Genomic DNA, 19,525 nt, shown 5'->3' on the forward strand with positions numbered 1-19,525 from the left:
CCCTTTATCATTAAGGATAATATTTGTGAATAAAATATTTAGAGTAGTTTGGAATCAAGCTACACAAACTTGGGTAGCTGTTTCTGAATTAGCTAAGGGGCGAGCTAAATCGTCTTCAAATTCAAAAGATAAGCAGAAATCAATCAATTTAAATAAAGCTTTATTGGCAACAAGCCTTTTATCTGTTGTAGGTGTATCTTCCAGTGTAATGGCGGAAGTCTCTACTTTAGGCACGCAAATAAAAACAGAAACAGCCTCTTTAGAGGGCAATGCACCACTTCTGGCATTTGGTGATGGTTCACTAGCTAAAGATGCTAATGCTATGGCACTAGGTAATCAAGCTACTGCGGATGGAGAAGGAACGCTTGCTTTAGGGAAACATGCTCACGCCTCAGGAAAAGGCGCAATGGTAATTGGATATAAATCCGTTACTCTTGCTCAAGATGCATTAGCATTTGGTAATGAAGCTATCGCTAATGCAAAAAATTCACTTGTTATTGGTAATAAATCTAATGCAACTGAAAAGCAAGCAGTTGCGATTGGTATTGGTACCAATGCGAATGGGGATAATTCAGTTGCGCTAGGTTCGCAGGCCCATACTACAGGAAAACAAAGTATTGCATTTGGTGTTAAAGCAAATTCAACAGGAATACAATCTATTGCTTTTGGTGGCTTCGCTAATGCACTTGAAACAGCATCTATCGCATTTGGTAGTAATTCCAATTCTTCAGGGTATGCATCCGTTGCTCTTGGTCTTAGATCTCAAGCATCGGCTAAGGATTCGATGGCTTTTGGAACAGACTCAGCTGCTACGGCAGTCGAGGCTATTGCAATCGGAAAAGGTGCAGAAGCTAAACAAGAGAATGCCTTGAGTCTTGGTAGAGGAGCTATTGTTAATAACCCAAATGGTGTTGCAATTGGTTCAAACTCAGTAGATAGAGCAGCTGTTCCAACGTCTTCAGCTACAGTAAATGGAATTGTTTATGAGGGATTTAAAGGAAATAACCCTACATCTGTCGTATCTATTGGTTCGGAAGGCAATGAGCGCCAATTAGTCAACGTTGCTGCAGGGCAAATTAGTTCTAAGAGTACCGATGCGATCAATGGATCACAGCTTTACCTAGTTGCTAATGAAGCGGCAAAACATACAACAGTAAATGGTACAGGGCCTATTAAAATTGAAACAGGGGTAAATAATAGTGGCGGTAAAAACTATGAAGTCTCAGTTGAGACTGCACCTGTTACAGCAAACCCTGCGGGCAACATTATTATACCAACAGATAAAGATTCGCTAATTACCGCTGAAAATGTAGCAAAAGCGATTAATGCCTCTGGTTGGATTGTGAAAGCAAATGGTGATAATGCAACGGGTAGCAGTAATCAAACTGTTCATCCGGGCGATCAAGTTGTATTTGAAGCTGGCAAAAATATGAAGTTAGAGCAAAATGGCTCAACTTTTGTATATAAAACTGCGGATGATGTTTCATTTAACAATGTAACAGCAACTAATAAAATTGGTATTGATAATGGTCCATCATTATCTCCAACAGGTATTGATGCGGCAGGCAAACCAATTACGAATGTTGCTAATGGCACGAATGGTACAGATGCGGTTAATTTAAGCCAATTAAATGCAAGTAAAGCCAATGTTGTTGCAGGTACAAATATTCACGATGTTGCAAAAAACACTGATGCAAACGGCACAACCTATACAATTAATGCAAATGGCACGACTGTTGCAAATGGCTCAGATAAAATTGCTGTAACATCTTCACAAGAAGCAAATAATACAACTAAATATACGGTTGATTTATCACAATCTGCAAAAGATGATATTCAAAAAGGTGTTGATGCAAATACGACCGTAAGTACCAAAGGTTTAACTTTTAATGGTGATTCAGGTACAACGGGTATTAAAAAGCTAGGTGATACTGTTAATGTAACAGGCGATAGTAATATTGAAACTGTTGCTAATGGTGATGGCGTACAAATCAAGCTGAAGAAAGACGTTAATTTAACGAATGAAGGTAGCTTAAATGTTGGTCCAGTGACGATCAATAAAGATGGTATCAATGCAGGTGATAAGCCAATTACTCATGTTGCTAATGGTACAAATGGCACAGATGCGGTTAATTTAAATCAGTTAAATGCGTCAAAATCTAATGTAACGGGTACAGGCCCAATTAATGTTACGGCAAGTGATAATGCAGATGGTAGCAAAACGTACACGGTTGCAGCGAATACCACTAATTTATCGCCTAATGCAAGCAAACCGGGTGCAATTACCGAACCAACAGATAAAGATTCGCTAATTACCGCTGAAAATGTAGCAAAAGCGATTAATGCCTCTGGTTGGATTGTGAAAGCAAATGGTGATAATGCAACGGGTAGCAGTAATCAAACTGTTCATCCGGGCGATCAAGTTGTATTTGAAGCTGGTAAAAATATGAAGTTAGAGCAAAATGGCTCAACTTTTGTATATAAAACTGCGGATGATGTTTCATTTAACAATGTAACAGCAACTAATAAAATTGGTATTGATAATGGTCCATCATTATCTCCAACAGGTATTGATGCAGCAGGCAAACCAATTACGAATGTTGCTAATGGCACGAATGGTACAGATGCGGTTAATTTAAGCCAATTAAATGCAAGTAAAGCCAATGTTGTTGCAGGTACAAATATTCACGATGTTGCAAAAAACACTGATGCAAACGGCACAACCTATACAATTAATGCAAATGGCACGACTGTTGCAAATGGCTCAGATAAAATTGCTGTAACATCTTCACAAGAAGCAAATAATACAACTAAATATACGGTTGATTTATCACAATCTGCAAAAGATGATATTCAAAAAGGTGTTGATGCAAATACGACCGTAAGTACCAAAGGCTTAACTTTTAATGGTGATTCAGGTACAACGGGTATTAAAAAGCTAGGTGATACTGTTAATGTAACAGGCGATAGTAATATTGAAACTGTTGCTAATGGTGATGGCGTACAAATCAAGCTGAAGAAAGACGTTAATTTAACGAATGAAGGTAGCTTAAATGTTGGTCCAGTGACGATCAATAAAGATGGTATCAATGCAGGTGATAAGCCAATTACTCATGTTGCTAATGGTACAAATGGCACAGATGCGGTTAATTTAAATCAGTTAAATGCGTCAAAATCTAATGTAACGGGTACAGGCCCAATTAATGTTACGGCAAGTGATAATGCAGATGGTAGCAAAACGTACACGGTTGCAGCGAATACCACTAATTTATCGCCTAATGCAAGCAAACCGGGTGCAATTACCGAACCAACAGATAAAGATTCGCTAATTACCGCTGAAAATGTAGCGAAAGCGATTAATGCTTCTGGTTGGATTGTGAAAGCAAATGGTGATAATGCAACGGGCAGCAGTGAGCAACCAGTTCACCCGGGCGATCAAGTTGTATTTGAAGCTGGTAAAAATATGAAGTTAGAGCAAAATGGCTCAACCTTTATATATAAAACAGCGGATAATGTAAGTTTCACTCATGTTAATGCAACTGATGGTGTTACTTTAGGTAATGATCCAGAGAAACCAGTCAATCTTACTGCGAAAGATGGTAATTTAAATGTTGCGGGTAAAGATAACGCACCAGTTAAAATTACGAACGTTGCAAATGGTACAGAGCCAAATGATGCGGTGAATTTCAGCCAGTTAAATAGCACGGTTGCTAACTCAGGCTTTAACTTAACATCAGCGAATAAAGGTGGTCAGACTGAAGATAAGGCTAAAAATGATGGCGATAAGCGTATCAATAACAATGAAACCTTTACGTTAGATGCAGGCAAAAACATCAAAATCACGCAAGTGAAAGATGGTTATGAAGTTGCGACAACAGATGAGTTAAATGCAACAAAAATAATCGTTGGCAAAGATGGTAAAGACGGAGCTAATGCGATTGCGATTGATGGTGTAAACGGCACAATCGGCATTAAAGGCGAAGACGGTAAAGATGCGATTGCAATCAATGGTAAAGACGGCACGATTGGCGTTAAAGGTGCAGATGGCAAAGACGGTGTTACTATTAATGGTAAAGACGGTGCAATCGGCTTAAATGGCAAAGACGGCAAGTCAGCAAATATTACTGTTGCTTCAGGCAAAACGACGGTTGATCCAAAAGATAACGGTGCAAACATTACACGTATTGTTTATAAAGATGAGAACGGAAATCCACGTGAAGTAGCGACGATGGATGATGGTCTTAAATTTAAAGGCGATAATGACGCAGTGATTAATCGTACTTTAGGTTCACAGCTAAATATTACTGGTGGAGCAGACCAAGCTAAATTAGTTGATAACAATATCGGAGTTTACGGTGATGTTGCAAACAATAGTTTAGTGGTTAAATTAGCGAAAGATATCAACTTAACGCCAAATGGTAGCGTAACGTTAGGCAACACTACGATTAATAATGATGGCTTAACGATTAAAGACGGTCCAAGCATTACTAAAGACGGTATCAATGCAGGTGATAAGCCGATTACGAATGTAACAGCAGGTACTAACGGTACGGATGCAGTAAATGTTGATCAGTTAAAAGATGGCATTGCGAAGTCAGGCTTTAACTTAACATCAGCGAATAAAGGTGGTCAGATTGAAGATAAGGCTAAAAATGATGGCGATAAGCGTATCAATAACAATGAAACCTTTACGTTAGATGCAGGCAAAAACATCAAAATCACGCAAGTGAAAGATGGTTATGAAGTTGCGACAACAGATGAGTTAAATGCAACAAAAATAATCGTTGGCAAAGATGGTAAAGACGGAGCTAATGCGATTGCGATTGATGGTGTAAACGGCACAATCGGCATTAAAGGCGAAGACGGTAAAGATGCGATTGCAATCAATGGTAAAGACGGCACGATTGGCGTTAAAGGTGCAGATGGCAAAGACGGTGTTACTATTAATGGTAAAGACGGTGCAATCGGCTTAAATGGCAAAGACGGCAAGTCAGCAAATATTACTGTTGCTTCAGGCAAAACGACGGTTGATCCAAAAGATAACGGTGCAAACATTACACGTATTGTTTATAAAGATGAGAACGGAAATCCACGTGAAGTAGCGACGATGGATGATGGTCTTAAATTTAAAGGCGATAATGACGCAGTGATTAATCGTACTTTAGGTTCACAGCTAAATATTACTGGTGGAGCAGACCAAGCTAAATTAGTTGATAACAATATCGGAGTTTACGGTGATGTTGCAAACAATAGTTTAGTGGTTAAATTAGCGAAAGATATCAACTTAACGCCAAATGGTAGCGTAACGTTAGGCAACACTACGATTAATAATGATGGCTTAACGATTAAAGACGGTCCAAGCATTACTAAAGACGGTATCAATGCAGGTGATAAGCCGATTACGAATGTAACAGCAGGTACTAACGGTACGGATGCAGTAAATGTTGATCAGTTAAAAGATGGCATTGCGAAGTCAGGCTTTAACTTAACATCAGCGAATAAAGGTGGTCAGATTGAAGATAAGGCTAAAAATGATGGCGATAAGCGTATCAATAACAATGAAACCTTTACGTTAGATGCAGGCAAAAACATCAAAATCACGCAAGTGAAAGATGGTTATGAAGTTGCGACAACAGATGAGTTAAATGCAACAAAAATAATCGTTGGCAAAGATGGTAAAGACGGAGCTAATGCGATTGCGATTGATGGTGTAAACGGCACAATCGGCATTAAAGGCGAAGACGGTAAAGATGCGATTGCAATCAATGGTAAAGACGGCACGATTGGCGTTAAAGGTGCAGATGGCAAAGACGGTGTTACTATTAATGGTAAAGACGGTGCAATCGGCTTAAATGGCAAAGACGGCAAGTCAGCAAATATTACTGTTGCTTCAGGCAAAACGACGGTTGATCCAAAAGATAACGGTGCAAACATTACACGTATTGTTTATAAAGATGAGAACGGAAATCCACGTGAAGTAGCGACGATGGATGATGGTCTTAAATTTAAAGGCGATAATGACGCAGTGATTAATCGTACTTTAGGTTCACAGCTAAATATTACTGGTGGAGCAGACCAAGCTAAATTAGTTGATAACAATATCGGAGTTTACGGTGATGTTGCAAACAATAGTTTAGTGGTTAAATTAGCGAAAGATATCAACTTAACGCCAAATGGTAGCGTAACGTTAGGCAACACTACGATTAATAATGATGGCTTAACGATTAAAGACGGTCCAAGCATTACTAAAGACGGTATCAATGCAGGTGATAAGCCGATTACGAATGTAACAGCAGGTACTAACGGTACGGATGCAGTAAATGTTGATCAGTTAAAAGATGGCATTGCGAAGTCAGGCTTTAACTTAACATCAGCGAATAAAGGTGGTCAGATTGAAGATAAGGCTAAAAATGATGGCGATAAGCGTATCAATAACAATGAAACCTTTACGTTAGATGCAGGCAAAAACATCAAAATCACGCAAGTGAAAGATGGTTATGAAGTTGCGACAACAGATGAGTTAAATGCAACAAAAATAATCGTTGGCAAAGATGGTAAAGACGGAGCTAATGCGATTGCGATTGATGGTGTAAACGGCACAATCGGCATTAAAGGCGAAGACGGTAAAGATGCGATTGCAATCAATGGTAAAGACGGCACGATTGGCGTTAAAGGTGCAGATGGCAAAGACGGTGTTACTATTAATGGTAAAGACGGTGCAATCGGCTTAAATGGCAAAGACGGCAAGTCAGCAAATATTACTGTTGCCCCAGGCAAAACGACTGTTGATCCAGCAGACAATAATGCAAACATTACACGTATTGTTTATAAAGATGAGAACGGTAAACCACGTGAAGTAGCGACGATGGACGATGGTCTTAAATTTATGGGAGATACAGGCAATGTATCGGCACGTAAATTAGGCGAAACTTTAAATATTATTGGTGGAGCTAAAGAAGGGTTAACAGACAATAATATTGGCGTAGATTCAGATGGTAAAGGTAACTTAACGGTTAAATTATCAAAAGATATCAACTTAACGCCAAATGGTAGCCTACATGTTGGTAATGTCACTATTAATAAAGATGGTATTAATGCAGGTGATCAGCAAATTACTCATGTAGAAAGTGGTTTAGGTAAAGATAAGCCAACGGATAACCAAGCTTTCCTTGATAAGTTAGCGAATGTAACAGGCGATGCGTTGAATAATGCAGTAAACGTGGGTGACTTAAAACAAGTAGCTCAGGGTACAGAAGCAGCAGCGTTAGCGAAAGCAGGCTTTAACTTAACGACTAAGAAAGTAGCAGGATCTACTGGCGAGTCAGACGATTCAGAGGCTAACGATAAACGTATTGCAACCAATGATACCTTTACCTTAGATGCAGGCAACAATATTGTTGTAAAACAAATTGATAATGGCTATGCAATCTCAACAAAAGATGACATCGTGTTCGGAAAAGCGGGCAAAGATGGAAAAGATGGTGTTGATGGTAAAGTGGCTGTAAATGGTAAAGATGGTGTATCAGGCGTTACTATCAATGGTAAAGACGGGTCAATTGGTTTAACAGGTCCAGCAGGCAAAGATGGTAAATCACCAAGTGCAGAGATCCATGTAGTAGATGGAGCGAAGGGCTTAAATGGTAATGATGGTAAAGACGGCGAAAGTAAAACCCGAATTGAGTACATCAAACCAAATGGTGAGAAAGAAACGATCGCAACCTTAAATGACGGTCTGAAATTTGCAGGCGATGATGACAAGGTGATTGATAAACCATTAAATAGTCGTTTAGACATTGTAGGTGGAGCAGATAAGAATAAACTTTCTGAGAAGAACATTGGCGTCAATGAAAAAGATGGCAAGTTACTTGTTCAGTTAGCGAAAGACATTAACTTAACCAAAGATGGTAGCGTTACGATTGGTGATACTACACTTAATGATAATGGCTTAACGATTAAAGATGGTCCAAGTGTTACTAAAGATGGTATCAATGCAGGTGATAAGAAAATCACGAATGTTAAGGATGGTGATATTTCGCCAGACAGTAAAGATGCTGTGAATGGTAGCCAGCTATACCAAGTCAAAGATGATATCCATAATGAGATTAAAAACTCAGGTTGGGATTTACAAGGTAATGGTAAAGATGTATCGAAAGTGAAGCCAAATGACAAAGTGAATTTTGTAAATGGTCAAGGCACTACAGTTAAAGTTGAGAATAAAGGCGGTGTTAATACAATTAGCGTAGATTCTCCATTAGCTTATGTGAATGAGAATGCTGATGATAAATCAACACCAAGCAACAAAGTTAACTTAGTGGGCAAAGGTGATGCACCAGTATCATTAGGCAATGTAGAAAGTGGCTTAGGTAAGAAAGATAAACCATTGAGCAATGAAGACTTCTTGAATGAGTTAGCGAAAGCGGCAGGCGATACGTTGAATAATGCTGTAAACGTGGGCGACTTAAAGCAAGTAGCTCAAGGTACAGAAACAGCAGCATTAGCTAAAGCAGGCTTTAACTTAACAACAAAAGCAGTTGAAGGTACAAATGGTAAATCAGATGATTCAGAGGCTAACGATAAACGTATTGCAACCAATGATACCTTTACCTTAGATGCAGGCAACAATATTGTTGTAAAACAAATTGATAATGGCTATGCAATCTCAACAAAAGATGACATCGTGTTCGGAAAAGCGGGCAAAGATGGAAAAGATGGTGTTGATGGTAAAGTGGCTGTAAATGGTAAAGATGGTGTATCAGGCGTTACTATCAATGGTAAAGACGGGTCAATTGGTTTAACAGGTCCAGCAGGCAAAGATGGTAAATCACCAAGTGCAGAGATCCATGTAGTAGATGGAGCGAAGGGCTTAAATGGTAATGATGGTAAAGACGGCGAAAGTAAAACCCGAATTGAGTACATCAAACCAAATGGTGAGAAAGAAACGATCGCAACTTTAAATGACGGTCTGAAATTTGCAGGCGACGATGGCAAGGTGATTGATAAACCATTAAATAGTCGTTTAGACATTGTTGGTGGAGCAGATAAGAATAAACTTTCTGGGAAGAACATTGGCGTCAATGAAAAAGATGGCAAGTTACTTGTTCAGTTAGCGAAAGATATCGACTTAACCAAAGATGGTAGCGTTAAAACTGGCGATACAGTAATTAATAACCACGGATTAACGATTAAAGATGGTCCAAGTGTTACTAAAGATGGTATTAATGCAGGTGATAAGAAAATCACAAATGTTGCGGATGGTGAAATCTCAGCAAATAGCAAAGATGCTGTAAATGGTGGTCAGTTATATCAAGTTGCTTCTGATGTGAACAATGTGGCTAATGAAGTTGCGAAAGGCTGGAATGTTAAATCTGAAGCAGTGAAAGGCTCAAGCGGTAAAGTTAAAGGATCTTCATTAGAAAAAGTGAAGATGGGTGATACTGTTAAAGTCAATGCGGGTAACAATATTGAAATTACTCAAAAAGGTAAAGAAATTGAGATTGCAACCTCAATGACACCAGAGTTCAATACCGTTACTGCAACTGATAAGATTGGCGTTAAAGATGGCCCATCAATCAGCAAAGAAGGCATTAACGCAAACAACAAAGTGATTAGCAATGTTGCACCGGGTAAAAATCCGAATGATGCGGTTAATGTTAGCCAGTTGAAAGGTGTTGCAGGCAACTTACATAATCATATCAACAAAGTTGATAAAGATTTGAGAGGCGGTATTGCTGGCGCATTAGCATCGGCGGAACTTTACCACGCAACTTTACCAGGTAAATCAATGGTATCGGCAGGTGTTGGTACATACCGTGGCCAAAGTGCAGTTGCAGTAGGTTACTCACGTTTATCAGATAATGGTAAGATTGGTATTAAATTCAGTGCGAATACCAATAGCCGTGGTAATATGGGTGCAGCAGCAAGTGTTGGTTACCAATGGTAATATCAATACACGATTAAATTAGATAATCGTAAATAATTAAAATACAAAGCTAGATCCTTCGGGGTCTAGCTTTTTTATTATAGAAATAAAATTATGTGAAATGATTGTATTTTTGTTCTTCTTTCCGCTACAAGCGGTTAGAATAGTTAAAATATTTGCAACAGGTTTAACAAGAAATGAATAGGGATTTTGAATTTAGTGAGCAGCTTATTGCTATTGTAAAGCGTGATGTTGCTCCAGCATTAGGTTGTACTGAACCAATTTCTTTAGCATTAGCATCAGCAATAGCGACTTCTTATTTAGATTCTGAGATACAGAAAATTCAAGCAAAAGTTTCTCCGAATTTAATGAAAAATGGTATGGGTGTATCTGTGCCAGGAACAGGGATGGTTGGATTGCCAATTGCTGCTGCCATCGGTGCTATTGCAGGAGATGCAACAGCAGGTTTAGAGGTATTGAAAAATATTCGGTCTGATGATGTAGAGAATGCTAAAAATATACTAGTAGAAAATCGTGTAAAAGTAGAAATTGCTGATGTTGATTTTCCGCTTTATTCGGAAGCTTTAGTAGTGGGAAAACAGGAATGGGTAAGGGTATGTATTCAAGATTCACATACAAATGTAGTACGAATTGAAAAAAATGATGAAGTTATTTTTGAACAGCCTACAATAATTGCTAAAGCTGAAGACGATTCGCATTTTTTTAACCAACTTTCAGCACAACAAATTTATGATTTTGCAATGCAAGCGCCTATTGAGCAATTATCTTTTATTGCAGAGGCTGCAAAGCTTAATAGTGCGTTATCTAAAGAGGGGTTGGAAAGAGAATATGGCTTACATATTGGGCGTACATTGAAAAAACAGATTGAGCTTGGTTTATTATCTGATGATCTGCTAAATAGAATTGTGATTGAAACGACCTCTGCATCAGATGCTAGAATGGGCGGTGCTTTATTACCGGCAATGAGTAATTCAGGATCAGGTAATCAAGGTATTGCAGCAACAATGCCATCAGTTATTGTTGCTCGTTTTGTGAATGCAACAGATGAACAGCTTATCCGAGCACTGTTTTTATCCCATACCATTGCAATTTATATCCATAGTAAGTTGCCTAAATTGTCCGCACTTTGTGCGGTAACCACGGCTGCGATGGGTAGTGCATCAGGTATGGCGTATTTGCTCGGGGGAAACTTTAATGTAATTAGTATGGCAATTTGCAGTATGATTGGCGATATAAGCGGTGTGTTATGCGATGGTGCAGCAAATAGTTGTGCAATGAAAGTTTCGACAGGGGTATCTTCTGCTTATAAAGCGGTACTTATGGCATTAGATGATAGTCGAGTTACGGGTAATGAAGGAATTGTAGATCATAGTGTAGATCAATCAATCAATAATTTATGTGCGATTGCAACAAAAAGTATGGCGTATATGGATCGTCAGATCATTGAGATAATGAGTGCTAAGAGTTACAAAGCATAGAAAATGAGACGGACACAATGTTGTGTCCGTTTTTATTTGTTTAAGCTTTTTTTAAAAATTCAGATTTAAGCAGAAGTTTACCACAATCTACATTATGATCGCCTGAGACTAAACGAATGCTTTTATATTTTGTCCCTTTTTTTAGCACTTCGGATGAGCCTTTTAATTTGAGATCTTTAATTAAAATAACATCATCACCATCATTAAGTAAATTGCCGTTACTATCTTTAACAATCAATTTATCTTCTTCCTCAGAAATTTCTTCACCGGTCCATTCATAGCTACAATCAGGGCAAACAAATTGGATAGAGTCGTGGTAAGTATTTTCACTTTTACATTGTGGGCAAATTGGGAAATCCATAGGTATCCTTTCATTAAAAAGTCTTATTATAATACAAGCGGTTAGATTCGTATTCTTTTTTGTTATTTCATAGTCAAAACGATGTTATGTTTGGTGAGTAAGAATTAGCCTATTTATTTCGCACTCGCCAAAATGTTGCAAATCTTGGTTTTCCTGATTGCGTTAGCCCGCGATATTTATAAGTGATTTGGCTATCTATTGCGGGTGGAGCAGTTCTATCTTTCATTTTAAAACCTGAACCGATACGAAAGCGACCCCGCTCATTTTCACAAGTAATTGCACCAAGCATATTCTTAAATTTACCTTTTCCTCGATGATGGGCAACTACAGTACATTCTTCGTCCATTATTGCTTTTAGTTTTAGAATTTGAGCTGAACGTCCGTGAATATAGGGGGCATTTGGGTTACGGATAACAATACCTTCGCCATTTAGTTTTTGAATTTCAGTAAAAAATTTTTGAATATGCTCGGGATTTTTAATTGGAATTTGCTCAATAATTTCAATATAAGGTGTGGGGTGTTCGTTTAAATATTGTCTAAGAGAATTTAAACGAGTAAATAGATCTCCATCTGCATTAGGCACATCAAAAACGTGTAGTTTTAATTTATACCATTCTTTATGTGAACTTGAACGAATTGTTGCAGAAATCGACTCAAATTCATCTTGCTGGCTAAATAATTCTCCATCAATTGCAAAAGGTGGAAAATCTTTAATGAAATAATCGGGTGGATTGAGCGGGTAGCCTTGACGGCTAAGTAATGTGCTACCAGTCCAAAATCCTCTAATTCCATCTAATTTTTCACTCATTACCCAACCAGTTACGTCTTGATTTTTATATTGCCCTAATAACATTAGCGGAAAGGTTTGTGCGAAGAGCGTAGTGCTATGTAAAAGTATGATTAGAAAAAATAAATATCGCAACATTATGCAATTTCCAAGTGAAATAAAGTAGCGATGATCATAGGAAAATACATATTAAAAATCAGATCGAAAAATGAAATTTTCGATCTGTGTCGCAAAAACTTTAATTATTTGACCGCTTGTACCAAAGCTGAAATATCATCGGCAAATGTCTCTTGCTCAGCCATTTTAACAATATCTGCGTGATTGTATTTCTCAGCATTATACAGAACAACAATGCTAGTATCGCCAATTTGTAAGAAATTACGTTCCCCAAAATTAGTATAACGAGTTGCACCGATACTGATGATCGCTTGTGTCGGATAATTTGATTGGGCGAGGAGTTCAGCAATATTATTCATTGGATCTTGATCTGGTTGGTTGTTCATTCGATCAATGATCCAATCTAATAATTTTTGGTGAAAATAGCTGTAACCGATTGTTGGGCTATCAATACCATATTCATTTAATTGCCCATCACGTTTGTGAAAACAAGCGATATGATATTTATCTAAATTTCCACCTTGTTCAAAACTATCCAAAGTAATCCAAGTGGCAGAAATCCCTTTTGAATTTTCACCCCAATTTTTTTTCTCACAAATTTTTCGAGCATTTGGACGGCGAATGGAACAATCATTGTAAGCAGCAAAATGTGTTGCTTTTAAGCCAATAACGTTATCTTCTTTATATTGAATTTCACAAAGTAAAGCGACTTCTGGTTCAATTTGCAAGTTATCAGCATCGTTCGGGAAAGCAATTAAATCATTCGATAATGGAAAAGTAGAGAGAAAGCGGTTAGATTCATTTAAAGTTTTGCTTGGTACATAGAAAGGGAAAATTGCTTTTGGTTGAATGGCTTCTTCCGTTTTTACTTTTAAAAAGTCAGCGGCTTCACCTGCTTGCTCCAAATGTCCCGCAAAATTACCCGCAACCCCTAAGCCAATAAATTTCTCTAGATTCATAATAGTCTCCTTATAAACTAAAAATTAAATGATGAGTATAAGCTAAAATAGAAACAAAATATGAAGTGATTTTCATCTTGTTGATTTATTTTTCATCTTTTGATGTAATTTTCAAATATTTTTGCAAAAAGTACTTGCGTGCGTTTTAGAAATACCTATAATACGCACCACACAACGACGCGCTGTTGTGAATTAATAAGATTGATTTGATAGTGCGTCGTTGTTTTGTTCTTTAATAATGTATCAGACAATTTGTGTGGGCACTTGTTGATGTTAATTTGTAGTTATAAGTATATAAAGACAAGACTTAATGAGTGCTAACTTGAAAATTCATAAAGAAGTAATAGAGTCAGTATTGATTGAGCGAAAAGATTAAATTGAAGAGTTTGATCATGGCTCAGATTGAACGCTGGCGGCAGGCTTAACACATGCAAGTCGAACGGTAACGGGTAAGTACTTGTACTTATGCTGACGAGTGGCGGACGGGTGAGTAATGCTTGGGAATCTGGCTTATGGAGGGGGATAACTACGGGAAACTGTAGCTAATACCGCGTATAATCGAGAGATGAAAGGGTGGGACCTTCGGGCCACCTGCCATGAGATGAGCCCAAGTGGGATTAGGTAGTAGGTGAGGTAAGGGCTCACCTAGCCGACGATCTCTAGCTGGTCTGAGAGGATGACCAGCCACACTGGAACTGAGACACGGTCCAGACTCCTACGGGAGGCAGCAGTGGGGAATATTGCACAATGGGGGGAACCCTGATGCAGCCATGCCGCGTGAATGAAGAAGGCCTTCGGGTTGTAAAGTTCTTTCGGTGATGAGGAAAGCTTGGGTGTTAATAGCACTTGGGTATGACGTTAGTTACAGAAGAAGCACCGGCTAACTCCGTGCCAGCAGCCGCGGTAATACGGAGGGTGCGAGCGTTAATCGGAATGACTGGGCGTAAAGGGCACGCAGGCGGTGACTTAAGTGAGATGTGAAAGCCCTGGGCTTAACCTAGGAATAGCATTTCATACTGGGTCGCTAGAGTATTTTAGGGAGGGGTAGAATTCCACGTGTAGCGGTGAAATGCGTAGAGATGTGGAGGAATACCGAAGGCGAAGGCAGCCCCTTGGGAATATACTGACGCTCATGTGCGAAAGCGTGGGGAGCAAACAGGATTAGATACCCTGGTAGTCCACGCTGTAAACGATGTCGATTTGGGGATTGGGCTTTGAGTTTGGTCCCCGAAGCTAACGCGATAAATCGACCGCCTGGGGAGTACGGCCGCAAGGCTAAAACTCAAATGAATTGACGGGGGCCCGCACAAGCGGTGGAGCATGTGGTTTAATTCGATGCAACGCGAAGAACCTTACCTACTCTTGACATCCAGAGAATCCTGTAGAGATACGGGAGTGCCTTCGGGAGCTCTGAGACAGGTGCTGCATGGCTGTCGTCAGCTCGTGTTGTGAAATGTTGGGTTAAGTCCCGCAACGAGCGCAACCCTTATCCTTTGTTGCCAGCGGGTTATGCCGGGAACTCAAAGGAGACTGCCAGTGATAAACTGGAGGAAGGTGGGGATGACGTCAAGTCATCATGGCCCTTACGAGTAGGGCTACACACGTGCTACAATGGCGTATACAGAGGGAAGCAAGATGGCGACATGGAGCGAATCTCACAAAGTACGTCTAAGTTCGGATTGGAGTCTGCAACTCGACTCCATGAAGTCGGAATCGCTAGTAATCGCAAATCAGAATGTTGCGGTGAATACGTTCCCGGGCCTTGTACACACCGCCCGTCACACCATGGGAGTGGGTTGTACCAGAAGTAGATAGCTTAACCTTCGGGAGGGCGTTTACCACGGTATGATTCATGACTGGGGTGAAGTCGTAACAAGGTAACCGTAGGGGAACCTGCGGTTGGATCACCTCCTTACCAACGACGAATTGCGTTAATAAGCGCTCACACAAATTGTCTGATGAATGTTATGGAAAGCATCTTTAAATGTTGTCCCCATCGTCTAGAGGCCTAGGACATCGCCCTTTCACGGCGGTAACCGGGGTTCGAATCCCCGTGGGGACGCCATTTAAAGATGTTTTCTCGAGAGAGAATATATTTTGTTCTTTAAAAATTTAGAAACAAGCTGAAAATTGAGATTTTTTCAAGCGGTGTTGAGTAATCTACTTAATATATTATTAAGAGTTTTCTCATCACGCCAAAAAGTCTGAGTAAAGAAAAGCCTTGTGTGAACAAAAGCACACAAGCAAATAACCAGTTGTTTACCGATATCAACACAAATCCAAAATATTTGAGGTTGTATGGTTAAGTGACTAAGCGTACACGGTGGATGCCTAGGCAATCAGAGGCGAAGAAGGACGTGCTAATCTGCGAAAAGCTTGGATGAGTCGATAAGAGGCGTTTAATCCAAGATATCCGAATGGGGAAACCCAGTAGATGAAGAATCTACTATCCTTAGCTGAATACATAGGCTAAGGAAGCAAACCGGGAGAACTGAAACATCTAAGTACCCCGAGGAAAAGAAATCAACCGAGATTCTGTCAGTAGCGGCGAGCGAACGCGGAAGAGCCAGTAAGTTTTAGCAATAAATTAAGAGGAATCGTCTGGGAAGTCGAGCCATAGCGGGTGATAGCCCCGTACTTAAATAGTTTTTTGTGGAACTAAGCTTACAATAAGTAGGGCGGGACACGTGATATCCTGTTTGAAGATGGGGGGACCATCCTCCAAGGCTAAATACTCCTGATTGACCGATAGTGAACCAGTACCGTGAGGGAAAGGCGAAAAGAACCCCAGTGAGGGGAGTGAAATAGAACCTGAAACCGTGTACGTACAAGCAGTGGGAGCGGAGCAATCTGTGACTGCGTACCTTTTGTATAATGGGTCAGCGACTTATATTTTGTAGCAAGGTTAACCGAATAGGGGAGCCGTAGGGAAACCGAGTCTTAACTGGGCGATGTAGTTGCAAGGTATAGACCCGAAACCCGGTGATCTAGCCATGGGCAGGTTGAAGGTTGGGTAACACTAACTGGAGGACCGAACCGACTAATGTTGAAAAATTAGCGGATGACTTGTGGCTGGGGGTGAAAGGCCAATCAAACCGGGAGATAGCTGGTTCTCCCCGAAATCTATTTAGGTAGAGCCTTATGTGAATACCTTCGGGGGTAGAGCACTGTTTCGGCTAGGGGGCCATCCCGGCTTACCAACCCGATGCAAACTGCGAATACCGAAGAGTAATGCATAGGAGACACACGGCGGGTGCTAACGTTCGTCGTGAAGAGGGAAACAACCCAGACCGCCAGCTAAGGTCCCAAAGTACTAGTTAAGTGGGAAACGAAGTGGGAAGGCTTAGACAGCTAGGATGTTGGCTTAGAAGCAGCCACCATTTAAAGAAAGCGTAATAGCTCACTAGTCGAGTCGGCCTGCGCGGAAGATGTAACGGGGCTAAAACTAGTCACCGAAGCTGCGGCATCAGACGAAAGTCTGTTGGGTAGGGGAGCGTTGTGTAAGCGGATGAAGGTGAATCGAGAGGTTTGCTGGACGTATCACAAGTGCGAATGCTGACATAAGTAACGATAAAACGAGTGAAAAACTCGTTCGCCGGAAGACCAAGGGTTCCTGTCCAACGTTAATCGGGGCAGGGTGAGTCGGCCCCTAAGGCGAGGCTGAAAAGCGTAGTCGATGGGAAACGGGTTAATATTCCCGTACTTGGATAAACTGCGATGTGGGGACGGAGAAGGTTAGGTTAGCAGACTGTTGGATGTCTGTTTAAGGCGGTAGGTGGAGAGATTAGGCAAATCCGGTCTCTCTTAACACTGAGAACTGATGACGAGTGTCTACGGACACGAAGTAACTGATACCACGCTTCCAGGAAAAGCCACTAAGCTTCAGGTTTATCTAAACCGTACTGAAAACCGACACAGGTGGTCAGGTAGAGAATACTCAGGCGCTTGAGAGAACTCGGGTGAAGGAACTAGGCAAAATAGCACCGTAACTTCGGGAGAAGGTGCGCTTATGGTAATTGTAGTCCCTTGCGGACGAAGGTGAAGTAAGTCGAAGATACCAGCTGGCTGCAACTGTTTATTAAAAACACAGCACTCTGCAAACACGAAAGTGGACGTATAGGGTGTGATGCCTGCCCGGTGCTGGAAGGTTAATTGATGGTGTTATCGAAAGAGAAGCTCCTGATCGAAGCCCCAGTAAACGGCGGCCGTAACTATAACGGTCCTAAGGTAGCGAAATTCCTTGTCGGGTAAGTTCCGACCTGCACGAATGGCATAATGATGGCCAGGCTGTCTCCACCCGAGACTCAGTGAAATTGAAATCGCCGTGAAGATGCGGTGTACCCGCGGCTAGACGGAAAGACCCCGTGAACCTTTACTATAGCTTGACACTGAACATTGAATTTTGATGTGTAGGATAGGTGGGAGCCTTTGAAGCAGTGACGCTAGTCATTGTGGAGGCGTCCTTGAAATACCACCCTTTAACGTTTGATGTTCTAACGAAGATTACGAAACGTGGTCTCGGACAGTGTCTGGTGGGTAGTTTGACTGGGGCGGTCTCCTCCCAAAGAGTAACGGAGGAGCACGAAGGTTTGCTAATGACGGTCGGACATCGTCAGGTTAGTGCAATGGTAGAAGCAAGCTTAACTGCGAGACAGACAAGTCGAGCAGGTGCGAAAGCAGGTCATAGTGATCCGGTGGTTCTGAATGGAAGGGCCATCGCTCAACGGATAAAAGGTACTCCGGGGATAACAGGCTGATACCGCCCAAGAGTTCATATCGACGGCGGTGTTTGGCACCTCGATGTCGGCTCATCACATCCTGGGGCTGAAGTAGGTCCCAAGGGTATGGCTGTTCGCCATTTAAAGTGGTACGCGAGCTGGGTTTAGAACGTCGTGAGACAGTTCGGTCCCTATCTGCCGTGGGCGTTGGAGAATTGATTGGGGCTGCTCCTAGTACGAGAGGACCGGAGTGGACGCATCACTGGTGTTCCAGTTGTCTCGCCAGAGGCATTGCTGGGTAGCTAAATGCGGAAGAGATAAGTGCTGAAAGCATATAAGCACGAAACTTGCCAAGAGATGAGTTCTCCCAGTCTATAAGACTGTAAGGGTTGTTGGAGACTACGACGTAGATAGGTGGGGTGTGTAAGTGTAGTGATACATTGAGCTAACCCATACTAATTGCCCGAGAGGCTTAACCATACAACCTCAAGTGTTTTGGAGTTGATGTAGGGTAAAGATTGGTTATAGAAGATAACGAAAGATGAATGAAGAAAGGTTCAGACAGCTTGTTTTTAGAGAAATAAAGAAGAGACTATGCGTTACATCGAGTAATAGTAGAATAAGTAACGTGATAGAAAAAAGAATAGATAGATGGAAAGAATTTTCCTGATGGCCAGAGTGCTGTGGTCCCACCTGACTCCATACCGAACTCAGAAGTGAAACGCAGTAATGCCGATGGTAGTGTGGGGATTCCCCATGTGAGAGTAGGGCACCATCAGGGTTTTATAGATAACCCCAAGGTTGAGAGACCTTGGGGTTTTTGCTATGGGGAAAATAGGGAAAGTAATTAAAACAGTAAGGCGAGATAGAAGATAAACTAAACAGCACAAACTTCTTAGTCTAAACAACGTAGATTGCAAGCTTTTCTTTCTGAATTGAAAAGTTATTATGTTATGGGAAAAATCTCATCATCTCATCGCTTAACTGAAAATAAAATGTTATATGTATCACAAATTTGTTAATAAATAGTAAGTTGAGTATGTCTTTTCCTTTATACTGTTTTAGATATTAAAGAAAGAATAAATAGTAGTCTTTTAAGCTATATTAGGCTCTATTTTTCGAGTATTTCTGTTATATTTAACAGAATTTAAAATAGGAGAACATA

The 19,525-nt window shown here is 40.6% G+C and carries 5 protein-coding genes, 1 tRNA gene and 3 rRNA genes; 6 read left to right on the forward strand and 3 right to left on the reverse strand.

Annotation, left to right across the window (positions count from 1 at the left end):
• The first annotated feature begins 25 nt into the window (after window positions 1-25).
• Complete coding sequence (locus A6B43_RS05310) at window positions 26-9,940, forward strand: YadA-like family protein (RefSeq protein ID WP_176672530.1); 9,915 nt, start codon at window positions 26-28, stop codon at window positions 9,938-9,940.
• Window positions 9,941-10,116: 176 nt separating this feature from the next.
• Complete coding sequence (locus A6B43_RS05315; RefSeq protein ID WP_124211814.1) at window positions 10,117-11,418, forward strand: L-cysteine desulfidase family protein; 1,302 nt, start codon at window positions 10,117-10,119, stop codon at window positions 11,416-11,418.
• A 40-nt stretch (window positions 11,419-11,458) separates the two neighbouring features.
• Here the strand turns inward: A6B43_RS05315 and A6B43_RS05320 are convergent, their stop codons facing one another.
• The 3 genes from A6B43_RS05320 to A6B43_RS05330 all read right to left on the reverse strand — a co-directional run bounded on the left by A6B43_RS05320 (window position 11,459) and on the right by A6B43_RS05330 (window position 13,642).
• Window positions 11,459-11,779, reverse strand: a complete 321-nt coding sequence (locus tag A6B43_RS05320; RefSeq protein ID WP_124211815.1) for a zinc ribbon domain-containing protein YjdM — start codon at window positions 11,777-11,779, stop codon at window positions 11,459-11,461.
• A 109-nt stretch (window positions 11,780-11,888) separates the two neighbouring features.
• Complete coding sequence (locus A6B43_RS05325; RefSeq protein WP_124211816.1) at window positions 11,889-12,704, reverse strand: DNA ligase; 816 nt, start codon at window positions 12,702-12,704, stop codon at window positions 11,889-11,891.
• Window positions 12,705-12,808: 104 nt separating this feature from the next.
• Window positions 12,809-13,642 carry a DUF5718 family protein gene (locus A6B43_RS05330; protein WP_124211817.1) on the reverse strand — a complete coding sequence of 278 codons (834 nt, stop codon included), beginning with the start codon at window positions 13,640-13,642 and terminating at the stop codon, window positions 12,809-12,811.
• Window positions 13,643-14,016: 374 nt separating this feature from the next.
• Here A6B43_RS05330 and A6B43_RS05335 point away from each other — a divergent pair.
• The 4 genes from A6B43_RS05335 to rrf all read left to right on the forward strand — a co-directional run bounded on the left by A6B43_RS05335 (window position 14,017) and on the right by rrf (window position 19,141).
• Window positions 14,017-15,557 (forward strand): 16S ribosomal RNA (locus tag A6B43_RS05335).
• A gap of 74 nt (window positions 15,558-15,631) precedes the next feature.
• A tRNA-Glu gene (locus A6B43_RS05340) sits at window positions 15,632-15,707 on the forward strand.
• Between the two features lie 235 nt (window positions 15,708-15,942).
• Window positions 15,943-18,840, forward strand: a 23S ribosomal RNA gene (locus A6B43_RS05345).
• A gap of 185 nt (window positions 18,841-19,025) precedes the next feature.
• Window positions 19,026-19,141: ribosomal RNA gene (gene rrf / locus A6B43_RS05350) — 5S ribosomal RNA — on the forward strand.
• The 16S, 23S and 5S rRNA genes sit together here with 1 tRNA gene alongside, the layout of an rRNA operon.
• Window positions 19,142-19,525: the final 384 nt, after the last annotated feature.

The sequence above is a fragment of the Vespertiliibacter pulmonis genome (genome assembly GCF_013377275.1).
Classification (GTDB): domain Bacteria; phylum Pseudomonadota; class Gammaproteobacteria; order Enterobacterales; family Pasteurellaceae; genus Vespertiliibacter; species Vespertiliibacter pulmonis.